This is a genomic window from Moorena sp. SIO3B2, from assembly GCF_010692525.1.
Lineage (GTDB): Bacteria > Cyanobacteriota > Cyanobacteriia > Cyanobacteriales > Coleofasciculaceae > Moorena > Moorena producens.
In genome coordinates this window covers 1-24,674 of record NZ_JAAHHE010000047.1, presented here as the reverse complement: position 1 = coordinate 24,674, position 24,674 = coordinate 1, and the positions used below count along the sequence as shown (strand labels likewise).

24 protein-coding genes are annotated in these 24,674 nt (G+C 45.0%); 11 read left to right on the top strand and 13 right to left on the bottom strand.

The window, feature by feature from the left end; all coding sequences use genetic code 11:
- The first annotated feature begins 68 nt into the window (after positions 1-68).
- Positions 69-620: a CDP-diacylglycerol--glycerol-3-phosphate 3-phosphatidyltransferase gene (gene pgsA, locus F6K38_RS13850; protein ID WP_287313054.1), complete on the top strand. Its 552-nt coding sequence runs from the start codon at positions 69-71 to the stop codon at positions 618-620.
- Here pgsA and F6K38_RS13845 read toward each other — a convergent pair.
- From F6K38_RS13845 to surE, 3 genes are all read right to left on the bottom strand, one after another.
- Positions 566-1,504 carry an NAD-dependent epimerase/dehydratase family protein gene (locus F6K38_RS13845; protein ID WP_008185637.1) on the bottom strand — a complete coding sequence of 313 codons (939 nt, stop codon included), beginning with the start codon at positions 1,502-1,504 and terminating at the stop codon, positions 566-568. The two genes, pgsA and F6K38_RS13845, sit on opposite strands and share 55 nt — an antisense overlap.
- A gap of 122 nt (positions 1,505-1,626) precedes the next feature.
- A complete protein-coding gene (locus F6K38_RS13840; RefSeq protein WP_165691854.1) occupies positions 1,627-1,788 on the bottom strand; it encodes a hypothetical protein in 162 nt (53 codons plus the stop codon).
- Positions 1,789-1,890: 102 nt separating this feature from the next.
- Positions 1,891-2,574, bottom strand: coding sequence for a 5'/3'-nucleotidase SurE (surE, locus tag F6K38_RS13835; protein ID WP_287356754.1), 684 nt, complete (start codon positions 2,572-2,574; stop codon positions 1,891-1,893).
- Between the two features lie 277 nt (positions 2,575-2,851).
- Here surE and F6K38_RS13830 point away from each other — a divergent pair, with 277 nt between their 5' ends.
- A complete protein-coding gene (locus F6K38_RS13830; RefSeq protein WP_044493570.1) occupies positions 2,852-3,163 on the top strand; it encodes a hypothetical protein in 312 nt (103 codons plus the stop codon).
- A 379-nt stretch (positions 3,164-3,542) separates the two neighbouring features.
- On the opposite strand, the gene F6K38_RS13825 is transcribed toward F6K38_RS13830, so the two are convergent.
- On the bottom strand, positions 3,543-3,884 hold the full coding sequence (locus F6K38_RS13825; RefSeq protein WP_287313051.1) for a hypothetical protein: 342 nt from the start codon (positions 3,882-3,884) through the stop codon (positions 3,543-3,545).
- A 599-nt stretch (positions 3,885-4,483) separates the two neighbouring features.
- On the opposite strand from F6K38_RS13825, the gene F6K38_RS13820 reads away from it, so the two are divergent.
- Both F6K38_RS13820 and F6K38_RS13815 read left to right on the top strand, forming a co-directional pair.
- The gene (locus F6K38_RS13820; protein WP_008185625.1) at positions 4,484-5,173 is read left to right on the top strand and encodes a Crp/Fnr family transcriptional regulator; all 690 of its coding nucleotides are present in this window, start codon (positions 4,484-4,486) and stop codon (positions 5,171-5,173) included.
- 598 nt (positions 5,174-5,771) lie between these two features.
- Positions 5,772-6,848, top strand: coding sequence for a glycosyltransferase family 4 protein (locus tag F6K38_RS13815; RefSeq protein ID WP_008185623.1), 1,077 nt, complete (start codon positions 5,772-5,774; stop codon positions 6,846-6,848).
- Positions 6,849-7,309: 461 nt separating this feature from the next.
- Here F6K38_RS13815 and pgmB read toward each other — a convergent pair whose 3' ends face one another.
- The 4 genes from pgmB to F6K38_RS13795 all read right to left on the bottom strand — a co-directional run bounded on the left by pgmB (position 7,310) and on the right by F6K38_RS13795 (position 16,574).
- Positions 7,310-10,291, bottom strand: coding sequence for a beta-phosphoglucomutase (gene pgmB, locus F6K38_RS13810; protein ID WP_008185621.1), 2,982 nt, complete (start codon positions 10,289-10,291; stop codon positions 7,310-7,312).
- Between the two features lie 840 nt (positions 10,292-11,131).
- Positions 11,132-13,552, bottom strand: a complete 2,421-nt coding sequence (locus tag F6K38_RS13805) for a sucrose synthase (protein WP_008185619.1) — start codon at positions 13,550-13,552, stop codon at positions 11,132-11,134.
- Between the two features lie 492 nt (positions 13,553-14,044).
- The gene (locus F6K38_RS13800; protein ID WP_287356752.1) at positions 14,045-16,291 is read right to left on the bottom strand and encodes an amylo-alpha-1,6-glucosidase; all 2,247 of its coding nucleotides are present in this window, start codon (positions 16,289-16,291) and stop codon (positions 14,045-14,047) included.
- A gap of 142 nt (positions 16,292-16,433) precedes the next feature.
- Positions 16,434-16,574 carry a hypothetical protein gene (locus tag F6K38_RS13795; protein WP_154659830.1) on the bottom strand — a complete coding sequence of 47 codons (141 nt, stop codon included), beginning with the start codon at positions 16,572-16,574 and terminating at the stop codon, positions 16,434-16,436.
- Positions 16,575-16,771: 197 nt separating this feature from the next.
- On the opposite strand from F6K38_RS13795, the gene F6K38_RS13790 reads away from it, so the two are divergent.
- Both F6K38_RS13790 and F6K38_RS13785 read left to right on the top strand, forming a co-directional pair.
- The gene (locus F6K38_RS13790) at positions 16,772-16,927 is read left to right on the top strand and encodes a hypothetical protein (protein WP_154659829.1); all 156 of its coding nucleotides are present in this window, start codon (positions 16,772-16,774) and stop codon (positions 16,925-16,927) included.
- A 29-nt stretch (positions 16,928-16,956) separates the two neighbouring features.
- Positions 16,957-18,747 (top strand): M61 family metallopeptidase, encoded by a 1,791-nt coding sequence (locus F6K38_RS13785; RefSeq protein ID WP_287356750.1) that lies wholly within the window; start codon positions 16,957-16,959, stop codon positions 18,745-18,747.
- A 205-nt stretch (positions 18,748-18,952) separates the two neighbouring features.
- Here F6K38_RS13785 and F6K38_RS44180 read toward each other — a convergent pair whose 3' ends face one another.
- A complete protein-coding gene (locus tag F6K38_RS44180) occupies positions 18,953-19,165 on the bottom strand; it encodes a hypothetical protein (protein ID WP_502708056.1) in 213 nt (70 codons plus the stop codon).
- 549 nt (positions 19,166-19,714) lie between these two features.
- Here F6K38_RS44180 and F6K38_RS13780 point away from each other — a divergent pair.
- The 3 genes from F6K38_RS13780 to F6K38_RS13770 all read left to right on the top strand — a co-directional run bounded on the left by F6K38_RS13780 (position 19,715) and on the right by F6K38_RS13770 (position 21,079).
- Positions 19,715-20,326, top strand: a complete 612-nt coding sequence (locus tag F6K38_RS13780) for a Uma2 family endonuclease (protein WP_287266248.1) — start codon at positions 19,715-19,717, stop codon at positions 20,324-20,326.
- A gap of 159 nt (positions 20,327-20,485) precedes the next feature.
- On the top strand, positions 20,486-20,788 hold the full coding sequence (locus tag F6K38_RS13775; protein ID WP_008185608.1) for a DUF433 domain-containing protein: 303 nt from the start codon (positions 20,486-20,488) through the stop codon (positions 20,786-20,788).
- 78 nt (positions 20,789-20,866) lie between these two features.
- Positions 20,867-21,079 (top strand): RelB antitoxin-like protein, encoded by a 213-nt coding sequence (locus tag F6K38_RS13770; RefSeq protein ID WP_008185606.1) that lies wholly within the window; start codon positions 20,867-20,869, stop codon positions 21,077-21,079.
- Between the two features lie 49 nt (positions 21,080-21,128).
- Here the strand turns inward: F6K38_RS13770 and F6K38_RS13765 are convergent, their stop codons facing one another.
- The 4 genes from F6K38_RS13765 to F6K38_RS13750 all read right to left on the bottom strand — a co-directional run bounded on the left by F6K38_RS13765 (position 21,129) and on the right by F6K38_RS13750 (position 23,218).
- Positions 21,129-22,112: an ABC transporter ATP-binding protein gene (locus F6K38_RS13765; RefSeq protein WP_008185604.1), complete on the bottom strand. Its 984-nt coding sequence runs from the start codon at positions 22,110-22,112 to the stop codon at positions 21,129-21,131.
- A 28-nt stretch (positions 22,113-22,140) separates the two neighbouring features.
- On the bottom strand, positions 22,141-22,335 hold the full coding sequence (locus F6K38_RS13760; protein WP_287356748.1) for a hypothetical protein: 195 nt from the start codon (positions 22,333-22,335) through the stop codon (positions 22,141-22,143).
- A gap of 149 nt (positions 22,336-22,484) precedes the next feature.
- Positions 22,485-22,976, bottom strand: coding sequence for a GUN4 domain-containing protein (locus tag F6K38_RS13755; RefSeq protein WP_008185602.1), 492 nt, complete (start codon positions 22,974-22,976; stop codon positions 22,485-22,487).
- A complete protein-coding gene (locus F6K38_RS13750) occupies positions 22,973-23,218 on the bottom strand; it encodes a hypothetical protein (RefSeq protein WP_154659828.1) in 246 nt (81 codons plus the stop codon). The genes F6K38_RS13755 and F6K38_RS13750 overlap by 4 nt, the downstream gene beginning before the upstream one ends.
- Positions 23,219-23,424: 206 nt before the next feature.
- On the opposite strand from F6K38_RS13750, the gene F6K38_RS13745 reads away from it, so the two are divergent.
- Positions 23,425-23,556, top strand: coding sequence for a hypothetical protein (locus F6K38_RS13745; protein WP_287356747.1), 132 nt, complete (start codon positions 23,425-23,427; stop codon positions 23,554-23,556).
- A 390-nt stretch (positions 23,557-23,946) separates the two neighbouring features.
- Positions 23,947-24,674: exosortase, PEP-CTERM interaction domain protein (locus tag F6K38_RS13740; protein WP_287356745.1), on the top strand; the 728-nt coding region annotated here is incomplete at its 3' end.

Here is a 24,674-nt window from a genome sequence, read left to right as displayed (position 1 = left end):
GTGCCCCTAAAATTAATATGGTCAGTAACCAATTACCAATTACCGATTACCGATTACCGATTACCAGAATGAGTCTGCCTAACTGGATTACCTTTTCCCGCTTACTGGGGTTGCCCTTTATCCTATACTTCCTGAATCACCCAACTGACCAAAGCCGCTGGATCAGTTTCGGGATCTTTCTCCTTGCTGCTGGAACGGATTGGTTAGATGGTTATCTAGCTCGTAAACTGAACCAAATTACTGATTTAGGCAAATTCCTTGACCCGTTAGTGGATAAATTTTTGGTACTAGCGCCCCTACTAGCATTAATTGAGCTAGGTCAGGTACCCGCTTGGGGAGTCTGTTTGATTTTGGCACGGGAGTTAGCGATCGCAGGTTGGCGAGTTAACCCCAAGTTATCCGGTAGCGCTAGCATACAGGGAGCCAATATCTGGGGTAAACTCAAAACCGTCAGCCAAATTAGTGCGATCGCACTTTTAATTGCTCCAACTCCCGACACCTGGATCATCCCATCCCTTGTCCTTTTCTGGCTATCGGTCGTCCTAACCTTAATCTCTGGTTTAGTTTACCTGTTACCCGCTAATATCTGGTCATCAACGGCAAAATCCACGTCAGCTTGATCCCGACCTGAAGCCAGATAATCATTCTCAAAGGAATCCTTCAGTCCCGAAAGCAAATCATACTCCGGTTGCCAGTTAAGTTCCGTCTTAGCCTTATGGATATCAGCAAAAAAGTGCTGTAATCGAAATGGGAAAGCCTTGCGCTTACCAAAATCAAACTGCTTGGGGTCATAATGCACGAGCTTGACCTCTGAAGCCGACTTACCACAGGCCATAGCACAGGTTCGTGCTAAACCATCAAAGGTGACATAGCGTTCCCCGGACACATTGTAAATTTTCCCAATCGCTTCCGGATTCCCCAATACTGCCGCCATTGCCCTCGCCAAGTCCTGACAATGACCTAACTGAGTAATGTGCATGCCATTACCAGGGATGGGAATGGTGCGATCGCGAACAATCCGGTCAAAAAACCAAGCTTCAACATCATTATAATTTTGGGGACCATAGATATAAGTTGGACGAATCGCCGTAAATGGCACCCCAAGTTCTTGTAGGTAAGCCTCAGTATGATGTTTACCCTTGTGGCGAGAATTGGGATCAACTGGATCTCCTTCGAGATGGGGTAACTGCTCCGACTTCAAATACACCCCAGCGGAACTCATATACACAAAATGCTGCACCCGGTCTTTAAAAATTTCCACTAACGGTTGAGTATCACTCAACTCCCGAGCATTATTATCGAAAATTCCATCAAACTCTTGAGACGATAACATTTCCTTGAGCTGATTGGGATCCTTGCGATCGCCATGAATCTGTTGGACTCCTGGCAGTGGCGCTGGCTTATTTCCCCGATTGAACAGCACCACCTCATGGCCCATCTCCACCAAAACCTTGGTTAAATAAACCCCAACAAACCGGGTACCACCCATGATTAAAATTCGCATGGTAACTAATTACTAAAAACTTTGATTCACGCTATGGATTAATTCCCTCTTCGCGTACTTTGTGCGTAAGTATTCAGCTATCAGCTATCAGCTATCAGCTATCAGCTATCAGCTATCAGCTATCAGCTATCAGCCATTGGCCAAGCTACACCGAACAGCTTTTGAATAAAATAAGCTGACGGCTGACGGCTGACGGCTGACCACTGACCGCTGACGGCTGACCACTGACCACTGACCACTGACCACTGAATGCTTACCTTTGTGCCTTGGTGGTTCCAAACCAAACCACCAATAGCATTGCCAGGACTTGGAGAGTTACTCTACTAGTAGGGGCACCCTACTACCTAAGGGCGTTTGGTGCCCAGTTTTGGGTAAGTCCTGATGCCTTAAAGTCGCAACTGAGTCACAGCAATATTACCCGAAAAACACACATCCACATCAGTACCAGGAGCGCGATCGCGTTTGTTATACTCCCCCTCATAATAGTAGTGATCCCCGTCCACACGATACTTTGTCGGTAACGGTTGAGTACTCGGTTCACAAAATACCACCTCTGGCTCAGGTGAACCCGGTTCCAAGTGAGGTAAATTCACATTCCAGTAAGTACCAGCATAAATCGGACGATTCAACAAATCCGCCAACACCCTAGCTGTCAAACGACTGGCCACCTCCCAATTAATCACCCAAGGTTTTTTAATCCATTGGGAAATCGCAATACCTGGTATTCCCTGTATCGCCGCTTCCCTAACCGCCGCCACTGTACCAGAAATGTAAACATCAACCCCCAAGTTACCGCCAGCATTAATACCTGACAGAACCCACTTTACCTCTGGTATAATATGTGATATTGCAAGGCGAGTACAATCCGCTGGGGTACTAGAGACTGCATACTCATAGTCTGACCGACGTTGGACGTGAATCGGTTTATATGTAGTCACCTGATGGCCACAGCCTGAATGATGCTCCACCGGAGCGATAATTACAAAATTACCGTTACCGTTGACCGCTTGCTCTAGTGCTTTAATTCCGGGAGCATCTATCCCATCATCGTTCGTTAGGATTATAGTCATTAGTTTAGTCGTTAGTGGTTAGTCATTAACAGCTGAGTATGGGAAACGATCTAATCCAAGCCAAACTATCAAGGAATATCGAAACCGTATTACAAACTTAAAGTCAATCATCTCAAATTGCTTGAGCATTTGCACGCTTATACTTACTTTGGGTATAAACTTAGCTTTTGGTTTAGCTATTGAACTTAAGCTCTGATCTCCGTACAGCTAACGAGCTAATAGCTGTTTACCCAGGAAAGTAGCCCTTAAGCTGACCGCTCAATGGGTATAGCTGCCCATGAGCAGCCATCTGACAACCTCAGTTCAAAATCTTTCAAGCAACTGTTATGGCAAGTCAGGGATACATCTACAACCTTCAACCTATTGGCACACCAGGATTATGACTCAAAATAGCAAAAATCAGCCATCTACCCACTCTCAGCCAACTGTTAATTTTACCGAAGAAGAGCTGCAAGATATCTTACGCTATGCTAACGAACACGGTATTAATCCTTTTAGACTAGTCAAAGCCATTGCCCAAATTAGGAAACAGAGAATTGCTCAGGCTCACCAGAGTCAGATTCGGACCAGGGAAACTGTGTTTCAATAGAGGTTAGTGGACGGTAGTTAAAGTCCGTGTGAATTTGTTGGCCGTCAGCTTCTTTAACAAGAAGTGGTCGAGGTAATTACTCTGCTACTCTATGCATAGTTAGGAAGGGTAAGCCAATACACAATTAATTTTTTTTCCTTATATCTTAACACTCTCAGTGTGTATCGGATATACTGAAATAGTAATGGTAAGGTCGATACCATTAGGGAAACAAAAACTCAGAAATAATTGACTATTAAATCCCTGAAAACTGATGTTTGTAATTTAGATTCTGATCCACAAGTTTAAAAAAATCCGCTTATTCAGGATTTTAAAATACAGTACCTTCCTAAACCCTTTGGTTATTTTAGTGACTTTTAAATAAAAACTGCTCTTTATTTTAAATGTGAATTAACGGGTTAATATCCTTGTCTTGATGCAGTCGCTCATGGGGGAAACCACGCCAGTTGCTCATGGTTTGTTCGCGTTCGCCTTTGGCGTGGCCTACGGCCAAGCGTCGCCTTTGGCGATAGTTACCGTAAGACAGGCTCGCCTTAATCAATGGAGGCGCGCTTTCCGCTTGAAGAATTAAATTACGGGGTCGCGCCTCAAGTTTTAACCCTTTTTTGCATAACCTACCAACCATAAAGGCGAGCCTGTCTAAGGTTTCGTCTCCGGGGGGAACCCCCAAGACCGCACTGGCTCCCCAAGACCGCGCTGCATCGCTTAAAAAAGGATTCATGAAACGGCAAAAAATACGTCAAAACCTGAATATTTAAAAAAAAGTAACCGTTATTACAGGGCTATTTCATTATGGTCTGAGATGGGCTGCTGCTATTATAGATGCACTTTCAAATTGAACCTGGGGTTAAAACAATGGGAATAGCTAGGGTTAAAGGTAGTAAACTTGTTTGGGTCGCAGAATTAACTGATAGAGGGTTTTACGTTCGGGATGCTCTAACTACCTGCTGGTAGTGCATAGGTTCATACTCTAGAAAAAAAAGACTCTCCTACTACAATCAAAGATTTAAGTTCCCATGTAATTTGAAAAATCACTCGTTACCAACAGAGGGGTTCAGCCACTAAACTATTAAATTTAAATGGGCGACAGCTTAGTGGGGGAGGGTTGAATTAAATTATATACGTAACTGGTGAACGATAACACTCAACAGTCCATAGCTGATAGTATCATCAGTATTCACCTTTACCTGTTAGTTTAATAGAGTTGGTTTAATAGAATGTGGTTAACCACCATCACTGCTACGCTAGGAAGTTTCCAAGCAGTTCCAGATCGTCAAAGCGTGTGTATCATTACTTTCAATCTCAGCTTAAAGAACCCTAATGCAGACTAAAGCTTATAGTGACCTTTTCCCACTATTTAATACAGCTAGCCCAAAAACCTTAGAATGGTTTGAATCCATTGCGGTGGAGCATGAGTACCCAACCGACCGAGCTATCATCATGGAAGATGCTTGGGGTAATGCTGTTTACTTTATTGTCTCCGGCTGGGTTAAAGTGCGACACTTACGCGGTGAAAACGATGTCACACTGGCAATTTTGGGTCGGGGTGACTTTTTTGGTGAAATGGCAATTCTTGATGAATCTCCCCGCTCCACCGATATCGTTGCCATGTCGAACGTGCGACTACTGACCATTTCTGCGCAACGCTTTATTCAAACTCTGTTTAAAGATCCCCAGTTGCACCATCGCATGTTACAACTGATGGTGCGGCGGTTACGTCAGAGCAATGTCCGGTTACAAAATCGGTATCAGCCTCCAGCGGTTAATTTAGTCAATACTCTAGTTGGTTTGGCAGAAAATTACGGTGAAATCACTGAAAAAGGCACAGAAATCTATAACATTTGCTATCAAGACTTAGCTGACATCACAGATATCAGTGTAGAGGATACTACCAAAATTATGAAAAAGCTGGAGAGTAAGGGCTGGATTAAGGCTGACCCGGAGCAGCAGACTATGCGCTTGATGAATATCAAGCAGCTAACTCAGCTTGTCAGACGAGGTAGCTCATGAGGCAAGATTAGCTCTAGGTACTACCTGCGCCACAAGGGAGGCGTGGGCTGTGGGACTAAAGTTCGTAAAACCCACATTCCTCACTACTCAATACTCACTACATTGTGTAGTGCTAAAAAATGACGAATTTTGAGGATTTTGCGATGGGGCTGACGCCACCCCCCGAACGGCTAATCGCCATTACCCTGACTCACTAAATCCTCTTCCTACACCCCATACCGGCTTGACCCACACTGGTTCACCCTACAGGCTTGTCACCCTACACTCGACACCCTGTCTACTTTTCAAGTGGGTTGTTAGCCTCTTAGGTTTAGGAGATTTGGCTGAATTTACCAACATCGGGCTTGATAGATTACTTATCATAAGCTAATATTTCTTCATAAAGTTAAATAAAACTTAAATTAATTAACCTGCCTACACCTGTAGGGTGCTGACTTACTCCCGGGGAATGTAGATAGATTAGGTCTAGCTTCTTCCCAAAAGCTAAAAACTTTCTGTAAGATAGCAGAATCGGTTTTTATTTGTGATCAGAGCACCGTCTTAAGTTTTACTAGCTCTCAATCAAGCCAATTTAGAAGATTTTTGGAGGACTATAGATATGCGGATAGCTCAAGTTTCCCCCTTATGGGAGAGAGTTCCCCCACCAGGCTATGGTGGGATCGAACTAGTTGTGAGCCAACTCACTGATGAATTAGTTCGTCGCGGTCACGATGTCACCCTATTTGCGTCTGGAGATTCCATCACTAAGGCTAAACTAAAGTCTGTGGCTCCTCAGGCTTTGCGCCTTGACCCCTCCGTAGAGGCACCAATAGTTTACGAACTACTGCAACTGGCTCAGATTGGCGAGGTGGCTGATGAGTTTGACCTAATTCACTTTCACACAGGGATGATTACCTTTCCGGTGATTGACATGTACAAGACCCCTGTGGTTCATACCATGCATGGTCGCTTCGGCCATGATATTAGCAAGGCTTATGCGCGATACAGCCACATACCCCATATTAGCATCAGTAATCATCAGCGGTCATCCGGACCAGAGATGAATTACGTTGCCACCGTTTACAATGGTGTTAAAATAGAGGATTATCCGTTCAATCCAAAACCAGCCGATGACCCCCCCTACTTAGGGTTTTTGGGTCGTTTGTCAAAGGAGAAAGGACCTCATCATGCGATCAGAATTGCCCGTGAAACTGGCTGGAACTTGAAAATGGCGGGCAAGGTTGATGTAGTTGACCGGGAATTCTTCGAACAAGAAATTGCTCCGGAAATCGACGGTAAACAAATTCAATACTTGGGTGAAGTCAGCCACGAAGAGAAGGTGGAATTATTATCCAAAGCCAGCCTGACCGTCTTTCCGATTACCTGGCCCGAACCTTTTGGTTTGGTGATGATTGAGTCAATGTGTGTTGGGACTCCAGTGATTGCCACGAACTTTGGCTCTGTACCGGAAGTGGTGGCCGACAAGAGAACTGGCATAATCTGTGCCAATGTTGAGGATATAAACGCTGCCATTCCAGAGGCTCTTAAACTGTCTCGGGAAGAGTGCCGTAAGTATGTGGAAGAGACTTTCAGCGTTCCCAAGATGGTTGATGGCTATGAAGCGGCTTTTCAGAAAGTGATCGAACAGCATATGTCAGCTAATGGCACAACCTCAGCCCCTGTCAGTGCAGTCTAATCGTTTTGATATTGCTTAACGCTTTGTCCAGATAATTATAGGAAATCGGGAGGCAAAACTCCCCACATTCATGGGGAAAATGTAGCCCACCACTGCACTTTTCAGTGCGGTTAATCTGTTAGTATCAAAAAGTGAAACCCAGTAGGAAAAACCATCTACGTTTTGAAATAATCTAGTTCAATCTAGTTAAGGAAAAATCCCTGCAAAGCAGGTCACTACTAGATCCACTAGTCTACCTATAGGTGGGAAGCAATGGTGGTAATTCACTCTAAACATAAAAATTAAATAGAAAAGTCCTGAGTTGCCAAGTTCATTGATTTCTGAATAAGAAATGACAGGAACTGATTTATATTAAGCAGCACTCGCTACTCAGTACTCAGGACAAAACCCACAAAAATATGGCTGGGTGAATTAGACTTCACCCAGCCAATTTAGTTCCAAATAGTTAGTTAATGCATACCCTAACAAGGAATTAAACGATTTCCTGCTAATTGTTTGTGGAGGTTGCTCCAGTGTATGCCTTCGAGACTGGGTAACACCAGGTGGGCTGCTCCAACTCGTTCAACTGGACCAAGTCCTACAGCCCACATACCAGCAGCTAGAGCGGCTTCGACACCAGATCCGGCATCTTCTACTACTACACAATAAGCGGGTTCCAATCCCAACTGCTGTGCTGCGTGCAAGAACAGATCTGGTGCTGGCTTAGAGCGGGTCACACTGTAGCCGTCAGAAATTGAATCAATGCGATCGCTAATACCCAATCGTTCCATAACTTCCTTGGCATTTTTGCTACCGGAGCCAATCGCTACTTTGATACCAGCTTCCTTGAGTTCAATCAGTAACTCTAGAGCTCCAGGTAGTAAGTCAGCCTTAGAGATGTTCTTGATCAATTCCAGATAGTACTTATTTTTGCGATCCATCATCTCTTGGAGTTGGTCTTCTGTGGCTGAGCGACCGTTCAAAAGTTCCATCAGGGACTCTCGACGTGAAAGACCCCGCAGTGCTTCGTTGGCCTCGCGATTAAAGGGAATACCCTCTTCATCGGCTAGTTTTTGCCAAGCTTGGTAATGATATTCTGCGGTATCGGTGATTACGCCATCTAAGTCAAAAATCACACCCTGGATTTGAGCTGGAGAGCCGGGGGGTCGAGAACTTGGGGAGATGGTAGCCTCAGATTGTGCTGTTTGAGTACTGGTTTCTGGATTGAGATCAAACTCGTACTTCTTTCCACGCCATTGCAGCTTAAACTTGAGACGTGTCCAGCCCGGTAGGAAGTGGGGAATAGCAACAGGTCCATTGTCTGTGAACTTGATCCCAGCGCATCCAAAGATTATAGCTTGCCATACACCACCACCGGAAGCACCATGAATTCCTTCATGAGCGTTACGCCGCACATTTTCGAGGTCTACCATCGCTGCCCGCATAAAGTGTACATAAGCTTCCTCTGTCTTTCCTAATTCACAGCCGAGGATGGCGTGAACCGCAGGACCGAGGGACGAACCATAGGTGTGATCGGTGCGAGGAGAATAGTAGTCCCAACTTCGTTGCAAAATTTCCCGGTATTTCTCTGGCTCAGAGGTTACGCCGTACTGCTCCCGCATCAGGTATAGCAACATCAAGACATCTGGCTGCTTGAGCACTTGCTTTTTACTTGCTCCCTCAATGCCAAGGATAGCCTGCATGGAACGGGTACGTGGCTCGTAATCTTGGAGGTTGATGTCTTCAATTTGGAAGAACCCCTCACACTGTTCGATTAAGTCCCTTTCATGGTCATAGGGTATCCACATCCGACGGATAATTTCAGACCACAGACTAACTCGGCTTGGGGTTAGCTCCAGTGTTTCTTCCAGTTCTTTAGCTTTCTGTGGATGTTCCCGACGCAACCAGTCTAGGACGAACTGAGCAGTCTCTAGGTGCCATTGAACCATGCGGTTGGTGAAGGCATTGTTGTCTACCCCTTCGTGGTATTCATCCGGACCAATCACATCCCGCAGTTCATAGCGTTCCCGTTTACCATTCCACTCAACCCGAGTTCCCCAGAATACCGCTGTATCTAGGATAATCTCAGCACCGTAACGCACCACCCAGTCATCATCACCAGTAGCCTGCCAATATTTCCAGATACCATAGACTACATCAGTAGTGATGTGGAGTTCGCGATCGCCACACCAAATTCGGATCGGGTCTCCATCCTTCTCAGCAGAGAGAACCCAGCGAGGGGTTACTTCGTCGCCGGTGTCAGCACTTTCCCAGGCGTAAACGGCTCCCGGATAGCCCTGAAGCTTAGCTTTACGCCTTGCCCCAGGTAAAGTATGGTAACGGTAGGTCAGCAAATTCTTGGCAATCTGGGGCTGAGTTAATATCATCAGCGGCAGCATAAAAATTTCTGTGTCCCAGAAAACGTGACCCCGATAGCCAAAACCAGAAAGGGTTTTAGCGGGAATATTCACCCGGTCATCATGACGAGGAGCACTAATGAACAGTTGGAACATATTGTAGCGTATAGCAATCTGAGCGTTGATGTCCCCTTCAATGACAACATCACTATCTTGCCAAATCTTATCCCAAGCTGCCTCATGTCGAGAGAATAGGGTTAGATAATCTGGTTGGTTGACCAGGTGTTCCTGGGCTACCTTTTCTGGGTTTTCGGTGTCCCGGGATGTGAACACACTAATTACTTTATCCAGGGTCACTAGCTGTCCTGAGCGCACGTGTAAGCTAGTGGCTAAGGTGGGGTGACCTTCACAACCCTTTAGCTGTATTTGGGCATCATCAACACCACTTACACTGACTCGGGAAGCCATACCCAGTTCGATAGCCGTATGACGGGTGCGAACGTGTAACCAGATACCTCCTTCTGATGTCTGGTTAGTTCCCGTTGAAATCTGACCCTGTTTCAACCATTCCCAGTGGAGCACCCCTTGGTTATCTGGGTAGCCATTGATGCTGGCTTGAATTTCGATGGCGCCATCGAAATCCACCGGAGTGATTTGACAGCGAAGGGCTAACAGATGGTCATCAGCCATACTGGCAAAACGCTCGACATGGATATCGATAGTCTTACCACCAGGACTACGCCAACGCACATCACGAGTTAGCTTGCCTCGATGCAGGTCAAGTTGACGTTCGTAGTGCAAGATCTCGCCTTGATCAAGACGAAAGCGTTCACCTTCTACAACTATCACTATAGGTAGCCAATCAGGACAATTAGCCAGTTCAGTATAGACAACTGGCACATCGTCGTAGACACCATTAATCAATGTCATTGGCCATGCACCGTGATACCCTTCCTCAAAGCTACCTCGGGTACTGAGGTAACCATTCCCAAGGGTAAAAACGGTTTCCTTGTAGTGCAATTGAGTCGGATCAAATTTGGTCTCAGTTACTGTCCAGTCGCTGTAGATGTGGTTAGAGCTAGATGGGGACGATACTTTGGCATCCATAGTTAGTCGTTAGTGTTGCTGTGGTGGGTGGTTCCTTGAGTGAGGTCAAACGCTTCCCTTCCCTTGTGGGGTATAGGGTGTAGGGTTTAGGGAGTGGGAGAGAGAGCTGATGGGGGTGTGAACAGAAGATGGCACAACGCCACCCTTGAAACTCGGATCACTAACACCAGATTTTCCCCATACCCCATACCCGACAATCTAAACCCCTGCTGTCAAGGGAAGGCTACTAGCAATTAATTGAAATAGTTATTGGCTCAGGCAAATTGCCCATAATTAGTGAATTCACTAATAATTATGCGATTTCCGCATTAACTGACACATCAACAAATCTTTGGTTAGCTGTTGGTAGCCGACATCGGACGATGAGTTTAGGTCAGTTAACGATAGGAGGCTTAATAACTAGTAATTTCTATAACTAGTAATTTCTAGAATCAGCCTCCATGATTGCACGGGTTTTGTGCAACTGAGATCGGGAGTAAAGTTTGTCGGACTTAGTCCCGCTTCCGCGAAGGGCAATGTTGGTTGTAAAGGCTGGTTGGGCTAGCAGCAGATTTTTCCCTCACCTTAACTACTAGCGGCAGGGCTACGAACTGGCGGTCATTCGTAGCTGTCGTAACCATTACAACGAGCGGACTAATGTCCATCGTGGTGCATCTTAGCTAGTAAATTCCCGATTAACCGGAAATTACCAGGGAATTAACTAAGAGTGAGTTCTTATTAGCTTAAAATCAGTAGAATTTGAAGGCTTTTAAGCATTACTTTAGAAACAGTCAGCTCAACCATTCAGTTGTGATGCTTTCTGCTCCCCCTCCTCACTTTTTTATAGCCCATAATCTCTGATTAACGCGACCTATGCTTGGCTAGTAAGTTTGTCGCTCTGGGTTTGTAAATCAGATAGAACAAAGCTTCTAGGTAGCGCAGCAGAGCTTCTCGGCTTTCTTTAGAGGTTTCGCTCCAGAATCCGTAAATTTTTGCGAGTGAGAGCAGCTGTTTGGTATGCAACTGCCAATTGTATTTATCCCGAACTCGCTTGATACCTGCTTGAGAAATTTTCTGCCAGTAGTCAGGGGTGTGTTCGCACTTTGAAATAAATTGCTGAATTTTTTCGGCAGTATCTTGCAAGTCTGTGGGATTAATGAGAAACCCATTATCGCCGTTTTGAATAATCTCTGATGGTCCACCAAATTGAGTAGCAAATGTTGGTAAACCGGAGATCATGGCTTCTAAAACCGTTAGACCAAAGGCTTCAAAGCGAGCAGGATGGACTAAAAATCCCCCCAAATCAGCAATCACTCGGTAGGATTCACCGATATCAGGGGTGGTCAGACGTAGTCCGATCCATCGAATTTTGCCATGAAGATTGTATTGCTTAATTAGCTGGTTAAGCTTCTCGATTTCCCCTTTCTCTTCTGGATCAGTGGCGTCCTCAACCCTGACATGGCTAGTAATTAAAATTAGGTTGCACTTTTGCTGAAGTTCTTTTGAACTGGCAAAGCATTCCACTAAGCCACTCAGATTTTTGATTGAGGTTAGGGGCGCAATACTCAGAATCGGGCGCTGGTTAGGACTGTTGAGATAGCCGACAATTTCGGGGTCTTCCTTGCTCAACAGCAAGTCTTTAACCCGTTCACTGTCGTGGGCAATCCGGTCTGATGTCTGGGTGTAGGGAAAGAAAATGTTTTCGTTGACCCCTGGTGGTACCACATTAAATTTGGGGCTGAATAACTCAATCCCATTCACCACATGATACAGTTCGGGCATACTGAAACACTTGTAAGACTCGTAGTAGCCTACACTCTCTGGTGTTCCCACAAGCTCCTCATAGGTACTGGTCAGAATGAAATCCGCTGAATTCATCGCAATTAAATCAGCGGTGAATTGTATGGAGAAGTTGTATTGGGACTCAAAGTCTTTCCAGTAGAGGTCACTAAACAGATATTTAGGCTTTTCCATGGTGTGGGCAATACTGCCATGGATAGCGTTTAGGCGTCTCGCCAGCAGAAACGCAACTAAACTTCCATCGGAATAGTTTCCGATAATTAAGTCTGGACTACCCTGGAATTCTTCTAGCAGCGCTTTTTCTGAATCTAAGGCAAAGGATTCGAGATAGGGCCAGATCTCAAATTTGGAAATCCAGTTTTGAGTGACTTTTGGGTTAAATTCCTGGAAAGGAACCCGTAAAATCCAACCGTTGCTGGTGCCTTGGATTTTTTCTAGGCGTAGATTGCACTGGGTACCTTCACAGTTGGGAATTAGGCGAGTCAGAACGATCACCTTTGGTTCGACCCCCAGAACGTCAAGACCTGAGAGTTTAATATTGTTTTGGATTGTTTGTTCCAGGCTACGGGCTTGGTCGATGACGTATGCCACTTGACCAGCGGTGTCGGGAAGACCCAAGACTCCTTCTTGACCAACCCAGCCATGAACGGAAACCAGAACAACCCGAAAGATTAGGGGAATACGAGAAATAAAGGCTTCGAGGACTGCATGATCAGGAGCGTCCATTAACCGCTCAAGCAGTTCTAGGGTTTCGCGCACTCGACCAGCAGTGTTACCCCAACCTGCTTCAAAACCGAGAACTTGAAGCTCGAAGCGAAACTTTTCATAGGGGGTGTGAGCTGGTAGCTCTCCCACTAATGTTAGTGCTTCCTTAAGCTTTTCAAAGAGTTGAGTAGTTGAGTCAATCCGGTTATTGAGCAGTAATGGTGTGTGGTCGTAGTGGTGCGCTTGTAAGTTTTTCAACAGCTCCTCTAGCCACTGCTCAGAGTCAGCAAATAATTGGCTAGATAGGTAACGGTTAAGAAACTCCAGCCCATTGCCAATCTTTCTCGGGTCACGAATTGTAGGAGTATTTTTGTAAAACGGACCAACATCAATTTCTAGCAGACCCCCTTTTTCTGGGAAGTAGCGCTTAACCCAGCGATCGCGTAAGCTCAGTAACTCCTCCACTGGCATTGGTTCAAAACTGGTCAAATCCGCTGCTAGCCGATAGATTTCTTGAGAAGCAACCCTTGTCCGCAAGAGAAGCCAAAGGTTTTTCTCTTCCAGAATAATTTCGTGGGTATAGTTCAGTAGTTCGGCGATAGAGGAAGTTCTTTTAAAGTAAGCAGGCTTGTCATGAGTAGTGCAGTAATTATCAAACGCTTGCAGAATCTGATTCCTTAGAAAGTACCGCTCTTGTTCAGATCGCAGTTGACTGATAAACTGACGCAAATCGGCTTTCTCGTTACTTTGGAGAACAGCTCGTAACAAACTAGACATAGTAACTTAGCGTGTCTTGTCCATGGTGGGTCTGTAACCTACTCCCGCTCTAGCCCTTGGCTAGCAGGGAGTAGGATTGTCGTGGGAGATTGGCTCACTCCTTGGGATCTTCTGGCAGTGGGGCAATAGCTTACCCCACTATCTTGATTGGAATTAGGGCGGGGTGTGCCAAGCTTTAAGTAAGCAACCGCCATATTTACATGATTCCCCTAGATCGACAAGGCAGTTGGAAAATACATGGAAACAATTAAGCTTTTAATTTTGATTAAAATTTCAGCAGGATAAATAACCTACACTCAAACACCCTGAACAATAGGTTTCAACTCCCACGCACTAATGGTCAAGACAGCTTGCCGATCATCATAACTGGGCAAGTATAAAGGCAGTGCGTGGGAGATCAGCGCTTAGTGGTAAGGGTCAATTCTATGAAAGCCTTACCACTGTCACGCCGGACAAATTTATAGCCCTATGCTTTGTCCTTTCCCTTTGCCATTAACTGGAGCTTTGGATCACAACCGTGAGGTTACCGGAATTTTTGACCACTTTACAGGTGGTGGTTGTATCAGATCGTTCCAATTGCAAGTCTAGCACCGTTGAGCCAATCCGCAAGTTACGAACTAAGAGTTGATTGATAAAATTTGGTAAAGTTGGTCGGAAAATACGTAAATTTTTTCCTGGAGCATCCGGTCGCAAATTCACCATCATTTGCAGCAGTTGGAAAATGCTGCCAGTTGCCCAGGCTTGGAGAGGACAGGCTCCTGGATACTTTACCGGAGAGCTGTTGGAAGTGCGCTGGTAACCAGAGAATAGTTCTGGAGGACGATAGTAGGGTTGCTCAACTGTCATGTCAATCATGCCTTGGGCAATTTTTAAGGCTTGATCGACTTGATTTAGCGTACGCAATCCTACCGCAATCAAGGAATTTTCGTGGGGCCAGACTGATCCCACGTGATAGCTGATCGGGTTGTAAGCGGCGGATTGATTACTAAGGGTACGAATCCCCCAACCATTGAACATATCTGGTGCTAACAGTCGCTTTGCTACACTAGCTGCTTTTTCTGGGGTAAAAATGCCCAAAGACAAGCAATGACCAGGATTGGAGGTTATGCTATCTACGAGTTTTCCTTGTCCATCTAGTGCTAAGGCACAGAAGTCTAGGTCCTCTAGCCAAAAATCCTGGTTGAAGCGTTGCTTGAGTTCCTTGGCTTGGTTTTCCCAACGCTCGGCTAAATCAATTCGCCCCTTGAGCCTGGCCAGATGGCTTAGCCTAACTTTAGCGCTATAAACATAAGCTTGGACTTCGCATAATGCGATCGCGCCCGTTGCTAGGCTACCATCACGAGTGACCATGGAATCACCGGAATCCTTCCACCCTTGATTACGCAAACCTTTTTTGGACTGGCGCTGATAACAGAGATAGCCGTTTTGCTGAGATTGACGATCAATCCAATCCATGGCCGCCAAAGCATGGGGCCAGAGCTGGTCTCGGGTAGTTGTGTCATTGGTCCAAGCATAGTAATCGGCATAGAGCATCAGCCAGAGTGGGGTAGCATCAACTGTACCGTAGTAGGGAGTGTGAGGAATTTCCCGACAGCGAGCCAATTCCCCAACCCGGAGTTCATGCAAAATCTTACCCGGTTGCTCATCCCGCAATGGGTTATCCTCTTGGCCTTGGTACTGGGCTAAAATTTCCAGAGTCCCTTTGGGGATGGTAGGGTCAAGAATTAAGGTTTGTGAGGCAGCAATTATGGAATCTCGGCCAAACAAGGTGGAAAACCGAGGTACTCCTGCGGAAAGAACTGTGCAGCCATTAATAGTCTGCCTTAGTAAAAAGATGTCTCGTATTGCCCGAGAAATCACTTGGTTAAGGGTTTCATTATCGCAGCTAATGTGAGTTACCCGTTTATACCATTCCTGGTTTTGGAGTAAGTTAGCGGTCTTAGCTTGTTCAAGGGTGGCTGGAATTTTAGCTGTAGTGATTCGCGCTTTGTGGGTGAGCAGTTCCAGTCGATAGCCTAAGGTTTCAGTAGCGCCAGGCTTGAGGCACAAGTCCCAAACCCCTGTGTTCCCTTTGTAGGTGTCTGGGAGACGGTGAGTAAAGTCGATCTGAGATTCAATCAGGGAGTTATCCAGTCCCTGGTAAGCTAGGTTGATGGTATCGGTGTTGAACTCACTTAGGGTTAACAGCGTCTCTAAATCGATATCAGGCGGTAGTAAATGCAGCAGAGTTCCCCGCTGCTGTCGCTGATGACCCCTGACTTCAAACCAGTCTTTAAAATCGGCATCAAAACTGAGGCTGACGCTGAAGCTAAGGGGTTGAGTGTCGTAATTGGTGATTACAATTTCTTCCCATAAGCCACCATGGAGGGCTAGCTGCCGCTGAATGCCTAGGGTTTTTGGGGGAAGATTAGGTGAACGGGGATTGCAACACATCACCGATAGGACAAATCCTTCCTCAGCACTGCTACTCAGGGGAATGGGCAGTTGCCCTTCAATTTGTAACTCTAAGCGAGAGAGAAAGCGGGTATCTTGACAAAATAACCCGGTTGTGCTATTATTTTCGTTTTCTAAGTTCCCCGAAATATTCCCTAGGGTATCTGTGATTAAAAACAGGTCATCTACTTTGAGAGGAAGGGTTGGTAGAGGTTGGTTTGTGGTGAGCCGAGGCCATTCGGTCATCGACAACTGCTCGGTAGGAAGGTATCGTCTACCATCTCGTTCGATAATCTGTAGATCCATAAAATCAGCCCTGGGGCTTTGGGTTTAACTAGTGGTGGGTCCTTGGGGGATGTCATAAGTCTCTCTCTACCGCTGTTGTAAGGGTCGGGAGACATGGACATTACCCTAGTTAATTATCAATTGTTTTGGACAGGTCGAAGACCTAAGATTTAGTAAAGGGAACAGGGAGTCGGGAGTCGGGAGCGGTGCGACCCGTGGCGAATTTAATTCGCCTACGGAAAGCGCACCGAGGGAGTCGGGAATCGGGAATCGGGAATCGGGAGTCGGGAGCAAAAATTCTCACAATTCCTAGACGGATTGCTAGACATCATAAGTATCTAAAACGGAATATTTTTAAACAAATAACGTTGTTATTGCTGTCTATCAGATTAGATATTATTTTAATAATATAAATTACCAATAATCAAATTTATTTAGTTATTTTAAAATCAAATTATTTAAATATTTTCGGTTTATTGAATTCCAGAAACCCAACGCTGATTGATAATAACACCAAAAAATCGGCGCTCTTCCCTACTCTTCCCGATTCCCGATTCCCGATTCCCGATTCCCGATTCCCGATTCCCGATTCCCTGTTTCCTCTATGTTTACATCTCAAATGAAAATGCTATCTGCTCAGAGGATTGCTACCCTTAGAGCTAAATGGTAATCCCTAAAGTTGAGTAATGACTGAAGCAACAACTATTTTTCGGAGCAGCACAGCCACTAGTACCCTAGCTATTCACTACCATGTCGCTATGGCTCAGCCTCAATCCCATCTGTTTGAGGTAACGCTGCAAGTGGAAAGCTGGGAAGCCCCTTTGTTAGATTTAAAGATGCCAGTTTGGACTCCAGGCTCTTACTTAGTGCGGGAGTATGCTCGACATTTACAAGATTTCTCTGCGGATACCGGTAATCCTACCCAGTCTTTACCGTGGCGGAAACTGGCCAAGAATCATTGGCTAGTGGAAACTGGTGATGCCTCGGCTATCACTGTGCGTTATCGTATCTTTGCTAATGAATTAACGGTACGCACTAATCACTTAGATGCTAGCCACGGTTATTTTAATGGTGCTGCTCTGTTCTTCTTCATCCCAGGATTTGAACAACACCCTTGCCAGGTTACTATCGCGCCACCTAATCCTGATTGGCGGGTGACGACACCCTTACCAGCAGTGTCAGGCAAATTTAATACCTTCAACGCAAGGGATTTCGATACCTTAGTGGATAGTCCCTTTGAAATTGGTGATCATAAGCTCTATGACTTTGAGGTTTTGGGCAAACCCCATCAATTGGCCATCTGGGGAGAGGGGAATGCTGACCCACAACGGATTATTGAGGATACTAAGAAGATTATCCAGGTAGAAGCTGAGCTGTTTGGGGGTTTACCTTATGACCACTATTTGTTCTTGCTGTATCTAACTGGTAGTGGCTTTGGGGGACTGGAACATAAGGATAGTTGTTCGTTAATTTATTCGCGGTTTGGTTTTCGCGCAAAGGATAAGTACAATCGCTTCTTGCAACTGGTGGCTCATGAGTTCTTTCACTTGTGGAATGTTAAGCGGATCCGACCATTAGCCCTAGAAACCTTTGACTATGAAAAGGAAAACTATACGACATCGTTGTGGTTTTGTGAAGGAACAACCAGTTACTATGACTTATTAATTCCCCAACGAGCTGGTATCTATGATGCTAAGACCTTGTTAGAGAATTTGAGTAAAGAAATTACCCGCTTTTTAACTACACCAGGACGTAAGGTGCAGCCACTGGGTGAGTCGAGCTTTGATGCCTGGATTAAGCTTTATCGACGGGATGCGAATAGTGATAATAACCAAATTTCTTATTATTTGAAAGGGGAAATGGTGTCGTTATTGCTGGATTTGTTAATCCGGGAGCGCCATGGAAATCAGCGTTCTCTTGATGATGTGATCAGGAAGATGTGGGAGCAGTTTGGTAAACAGGAAATTGGCTTTACTCCCCAACAACTGCGAGAGGTTATAGAATCGGTAGCAGAGCTAGATTTAAGTAATTTCTTCTCGAAGACTATTGAGGGTACTGGGGAATTGCCCTTCAATCAGTATCTCAAACCCTTTGGCTTACAAGTGGTGGCTGTGGATGAAGAATCTGTGCCTTACTTGGGGGTGAAGGTGAGAACTGACAATGGTCAGGACTGGATCCAGTTTGTGGAGATGGATTCTCCTGCGGCAGTGGCAGGAGTGGATGCTGGTGATCAGTTACTGGCTATTGATGGGTTGCGAGTCAATGGGGATCAATTATGCGATCGCTTAAAAGATTACGAAGCTGGTGATGTGATCGAGTTCAGTGTATTCCATCAGGATCAATTGGTCACTCTACCGATTACATTAGGCAAATCTCAACCCAGTCGTTACCAAGTTATGCCAGTGAAAAATCCTACCAATGGGCAGCAGCAGAATTTTTATGGGTGGTTAGGGGCATCTTTGGCCAAGATGAGTTGAGGGGTAAGCATTAAGCCGTCAGCTATCAGCTATCAGCCGTCAGCTATCAGCATTTAGCTATCAGCTATCAGTTTATGCGCAATGGGCTTTTACCCAGACTTTCAATTCTCATTAATCTCGAACTATTAAATTCTCCCGTTCGCGTAGCGTGACCATAGGCCTGCATAGGTTTATTTTAAGCTGACGGCTGACAGCTGACCGCACCTCAAGTAGCGTGCGCGTAGCGCATATGCTTACGAATTTCCTGCATCAGCTGTTCAGGAGTAACGGGTTGACATTTTCCTTCGGCAAACTCTTGTTGAGCTTCTTTAACATCTCTAATTCTCTCGGCTCTTCGGCGATCGCGAAGACGATTTATTAAAATACTAATTAGATTTTCTTGATCGTCTAAGGGCAGTTCATCGGCTGCTTCTAATATTTATGAAAAGGTAGTTTTTGTCATGATGCTTTGGATTTTACAGAAAATAAGTTTTCTTAATTATAGCAATTATCTCTACCATGAGGGACAAAGCGATCCCCCTAAATCCCCCTTAAAAAGGGGGACTTTGAGGTTGATAAGCGTACCTGATAAATCCAATCAACGCTATAGATTTTGTATCCACAGCGATCCCCCTAAATCCCCCTTAAAAAGGGGGACTTTGAGGTTGATAAGCGTACCTGATAAATCCAATCAACGCTATAGATTTTGTATCCACAGCGATCCCCCTAAATCCCCCTTAAAAAGGGGGACTTTGAGGTTGATAAGCGTACCTGATAAATCGAATAAACGCTATAGATTTTGTATCCACAGCGATCCCCCTAAATCCCCCTTAAAAAGGGGGACTTTGAGGTTGATAACTGTAGCTGATAAATCGAATAAACGCTATAGATTTTGTATCCACCACGATTTACCATTAGGATTTAAGAATTGATAATACCGGCTTACCACTACCAGCATGATTTGACACAGATAAGGAGTTCGATTGTAATGCTTCAAGCTTTACCAACATTTATAACTGTTGATCAGTTTATTACCCAGTATGGTGACAACGAACGCTATGAACTAATCGATGGGGAACTAATTGACATGGAACCTACGGGACCACATGAGGAAGTAGCAGGGTTTGTGGGACGGAAGTTAAATGTGGAGATTGACCGAGGATACCCAGATTATGTTATTCCCTACCGATGTCTGATCAAACTTTTAGCTACCCAAACAGCGTTTCGTCCTGATGTGATTGTATTAGATAGAACTCGGCTCGTAAATGAACCATTATGGCAAAAAGAGCCTGTGATTACGTTGGGAACCTCAATCAAGCTTGTTGTTGAAGTTGTTAGCACAAACTGGCAGAACGATTATGCTCGTAAGGTTGAAGATTATGCCATACTAGGTGTGCCTGAATACTGGATTGTCGATTATCTGGGCATTGGTGGTAGAGATTATATTGGTAAACCTAAACAACCAACCATTACAATTTGCACTTTGGTAGATGATGAGTATCAAAAACAATTATTCCGAAATGATGATGGTCTTGTTTCCAAAGTCTTTCCGAATCTTAGTTTAACTGCTAACCAGATTTTGGCATCGAGTCGAATTTAGATATTATTGTTAGATATATAGCAATTATCGTAGTCATGATGGACAAATGGATCCCCCTAAATCCCCCTTAAAAAGGGGGAGTTTGAGGTTGAAAAGTGTACCTCATAACTGCGACAAATTATATATAATTGTAAAACCAGTGTATAAATAGGATACAACATGAGTAGTGTCATATCAAAGCATATTGAAATTACACCGGGGGTTTGTGGTGGCAAGCCTCGCATTGCCGGTCATCGTATTCGGGTTGAGGATATTGTCATTTGGCACGAAAGAATAGGATTGTCGCCGGATGAAATTGTTTCACAATACCCTACTATTACCCTAGCGGATGTCTATGCTGCTTTAGCCTATTATCATGACCATTTTGAGGAAATCAGGCAACAGATTCGTGAGGATGAAGAATTTGCCCGTGATATGCAAGAAAAAACACCGTCCTTGGTTCAGCAAAAGTTAAAGCAGTAAGATGCCCCAGACAATTATTATTTTATGGAATAGGGAATAGGGAACAGATAAGATCAAAAATATCTGTACATTATTACTATGAATATCTCTATATATAGCATTTTAAAATCAATTGAAGTGTGGCGACAGTTATTTCCAGAAGAAAACATTTCTTTAGATGAGTTATCAGAAAGATTAGAAGATTATTGTCTAAACCAAGCGATGGATGAGGCTAAGCTAACTCCTTTGTTAGACCGTGAAGCCGCACTAAAATACTTGGAGGAATCATACGGAAGGTTTATTTTAAGCTGACCGCTGACTGCTGACTGCTGTTCGCGCAGCGTGCGCGTAGCGCATATGCTTACCTCCCATTCAACTCTGGCTTCACCCAACAAGCCACTTCATGGTCAACACTTACTAATTCCAAGGTGGGATCGTTCTGCCAACATTTATCAATCACGAAAGGACAACGAGCAGCAAAGGGACAACCTTGGGGATAATTAGTTAAATCTGGTGGTAACCCTTCAATGGTCTGCAAACGCTCTTGGCGCTGTTCATCCAGACGGGGAATACTGTTGAGTAAACCAATCGTATAGGGATGGCGAGGATTTTTATAGATTTCCATCACCGATGCTTGTTCTACTACTTGACCGGCATACATCACTAAAATCCGATCCGCTAATCCCGCCAATAGCGCCAAATCATGGGTAATCCAAATCACGGCCATGCCAATTTCCTGGCGCAGTTTCTTGACTAATTCTACAATTTGGGCTTGGATGGTCACATCCAAAGCAGTGGTAGGTTCATCCGCAATCAGCAACTGGGGATTACAGGCTAATCCCATGGCAATCATGACTCGCTGGCGCATCCCTCCAGAAAATTGGTGGGGATAGTTACTAATCCGTTCCGCTGCACCAGGAATTCCCACTAATTCTAAGAGTTCAATTGCCCTAGATCGTCCTTGCTCTCGGGTCATTCCTTGGTGTAACCGTAGCGCTTCAGTAATTTGCCTTTCTACCTTTAGTACTGGGTTAAGGGAAGTCATGGGGTCTTGAAAAATCATAGCGATACGGTTACCCCGGATTTTCCGCATTTCCCCCTCACTAAGCTTTTGGAGGTCACGCCCTTCAAAAATGACCTCACCATTGGTAATCTTTCCAGGCGGAGAGGGGATTAGTCCCATAATCGACAGGGCGGTGATACTTTTACCAGAACCTGACTCACCAACTATCCCGAGGGTTTCCCCTTGATTGACCTGGAAGGAAATACCATTGACAGCATGGACAGTACCAGCTGGGGTGAAAAAGCGTGTTTCTAGATTACGAAGGTCTAGGATTGGTGACAAGGGAAAAAATTGAGTATTTTAGTATAGTTTATAGCAAAGGGAACAGGGAATAGGGAATAGGGAATAGGGAGTAGGGAGCAGGGAGCAGGGAGCAGTTAATAGGCAAGAGGCAAGAGGCAAGAGGCAAGAGGCAAGAGGCAAGAGGCAAGAGGCAAGAGGCAATAGGCAAGAGGCAAGAGGCAAGAGGCAAGAGGCAAGAGGGAAAAAATAATGTGTACCTCAAAGTCCCCCTTTTTAAGGGGGATTTAGGGGGATCCCTTTGTACCTCATCGCTATGATAAACGCTATATAAATGCTAGAGGAAAAGCGCTATCGTAGATTTCATAGTTTTCTACTCCCTACTCCCTACTCCCTACTCCCTACTCCCTAATTCTATAACAAGCATTCATCACATCTATTTTTAATAGTTGCTGCCCAACCAATAGCGGATTCTTCGGCATAAAATATAGCAGCGGGCAAATGACCTTTAGGAGCGTCTAAACTAAAGGTTAAGTGAGAATAATAATGCCAAGAATCGGCATCACCATTGCGCCATCCTACTAGATCGGCGAATTTATTATAATCTTGACTAACTTGCTGCCACAATTGAGATTGTACTCTAAATCCAAAATGACCTTGACTATACTGCTCCCAAAGATGATTGAGTGTTACCAAATCGTCGCAGGGAAAGTCTATTAGGTCGGATTCTCTGAGATAATTTAACCCTTGAAGCCATTCTTGCTCTTTTTTAGTAACGTCCTGCTGTTGTCTAATGGTTTTAGCTATGGATAATACAATTTTTTTGGTTTCCGCATCAGCAGCTTTCCACTGCACTTCCATCAATAAGGTCTTAAGGTGAGTGTAGTCTATTTTTAGATTAGTCATAAGTTTAGGGAGTAGGGAGTAGGGAATCGGGAATCGGGAGTCGGGAGTCGGGAGTCGGGAGTCGGGAGTCGGGAGTCGGGAGTCGGGAGTCGGGAGTCGGGAGTCGGGAATAGGGAACAGGGAATAGGGAACAGGGAATAGGGAACAGGAAAAAATCGTGAGGTGCGACCCGTGGAGAATTTAATTCTTAATGGTAAGAGCGCACCTATGTACTTTATAGTTATTAAAAACGCTGTAATCATTGTAATTATTACGATTGTAATTTTCAAGATTTTAATTGTATTTTTTTTATTTAATGTGCGATTAAAAATCAGCTAATCCATCAGGAATGTATAACTTAAAATATCGTTTTGTGTTAGAGTTAATTATATTAATATCTAGCAATTTTAATACCCATTAATTACACAGAATTTTTTACCGATTCCCGATTCCCGATTCCCGATTCCCGATGCCCGATTCCCGATGCCCGATGCCCGATTCCCGATTCCCGATGCCCGATTCCCGATTCCCGATTCCCTACTCCCTGCTCCCTGCTCCCTTTGCTCAACATTTACATAATTCAGAGTTTAATGAATTTTAATTAAATGTTCTAAATGTTGCTGGATTTACAGATAAAATACCCTTGGCCATAAAAATCAGCCATCACGTTGGAATAGATAATTACAGTTGTAAGCGTTCAGCTATCAGCTATCAGCTATCAGCTATCAGCTAATGCCCAAGCTACTTCAGGTGCTTATGCGCTATTGGCACGCTACTTGAGGAGTAGCAAACTGTTAATAAGAAAAGAGGTAAGCCTTCGGTTAATCGTAAGCATTCAGCCGTCAGCCGTCAGCCGTTGGCTACGGTACTGTTCGCGCAGCGTGCGTGTAGCCCATAGGCTAATAGCTGAATGCTGAATGCTGATTGCTGTTCGCGTAGCGTGCGCGTAGGGCATATGCTTACTTGAAAACTTTACTGAGGAAAAATAATCATGACTAGTAAATTAGCGATCGCATTGATCGCAATGAGTGTGTTCGATCTTTCGGCAAAAGGGGTTAGTGCTGCGTCGATTACCCCGATCAACCTTGACGACCTGACCCTGGGAGCAACCATCACAGGACCAGTGGGTCCGACAGTAGATGCATCCCTGATCAATGGTGACGGCAACAGCCTGGGGGACTTGACCAGTAGCGTTTCTTGTCCTGTTGGTTTTCTGAGTTGTGTGCCGCCCCTAAATCCACCAGGAACCATCTACACTTATATACACAAAGTTACCCCTGGTGTAGACTTTCCTAACGATCCCCCCTTCCCTCAACCGGATGGTTTACTTGGGTTTGATGATGTCAATCAGTTCGGGTTGCAGTTCAAAGCTGAAGGCTTTACAGGCGTTGCGGGCTATAGCTTTGGGGAAGCTAAGCAGGCACTCGGACCGAGTGGGGAGTTTTCAATCAAGTTTGATCAAGATGGCACTCTCGTCTGGAGCGTTGTGGGTGGAGCAGATTGGAGTACTAATGCTGACACTCCAGAAACGATCTCTTTCTTTTGGCAAACCACACAACCCCCCATCGGTCCATTTGGGACGTTCACGGCTAAGAACGATACGCAATCCGGGACAGGTAATGGTCCACTGCCTCTAGCAGTGCCAGTGCCTGAACCGATGTCGTCTCAGGGTCTACTGGCTCTGGGCTTTCTGGGCTTAGGATTAGTGCTGAAGAGAAG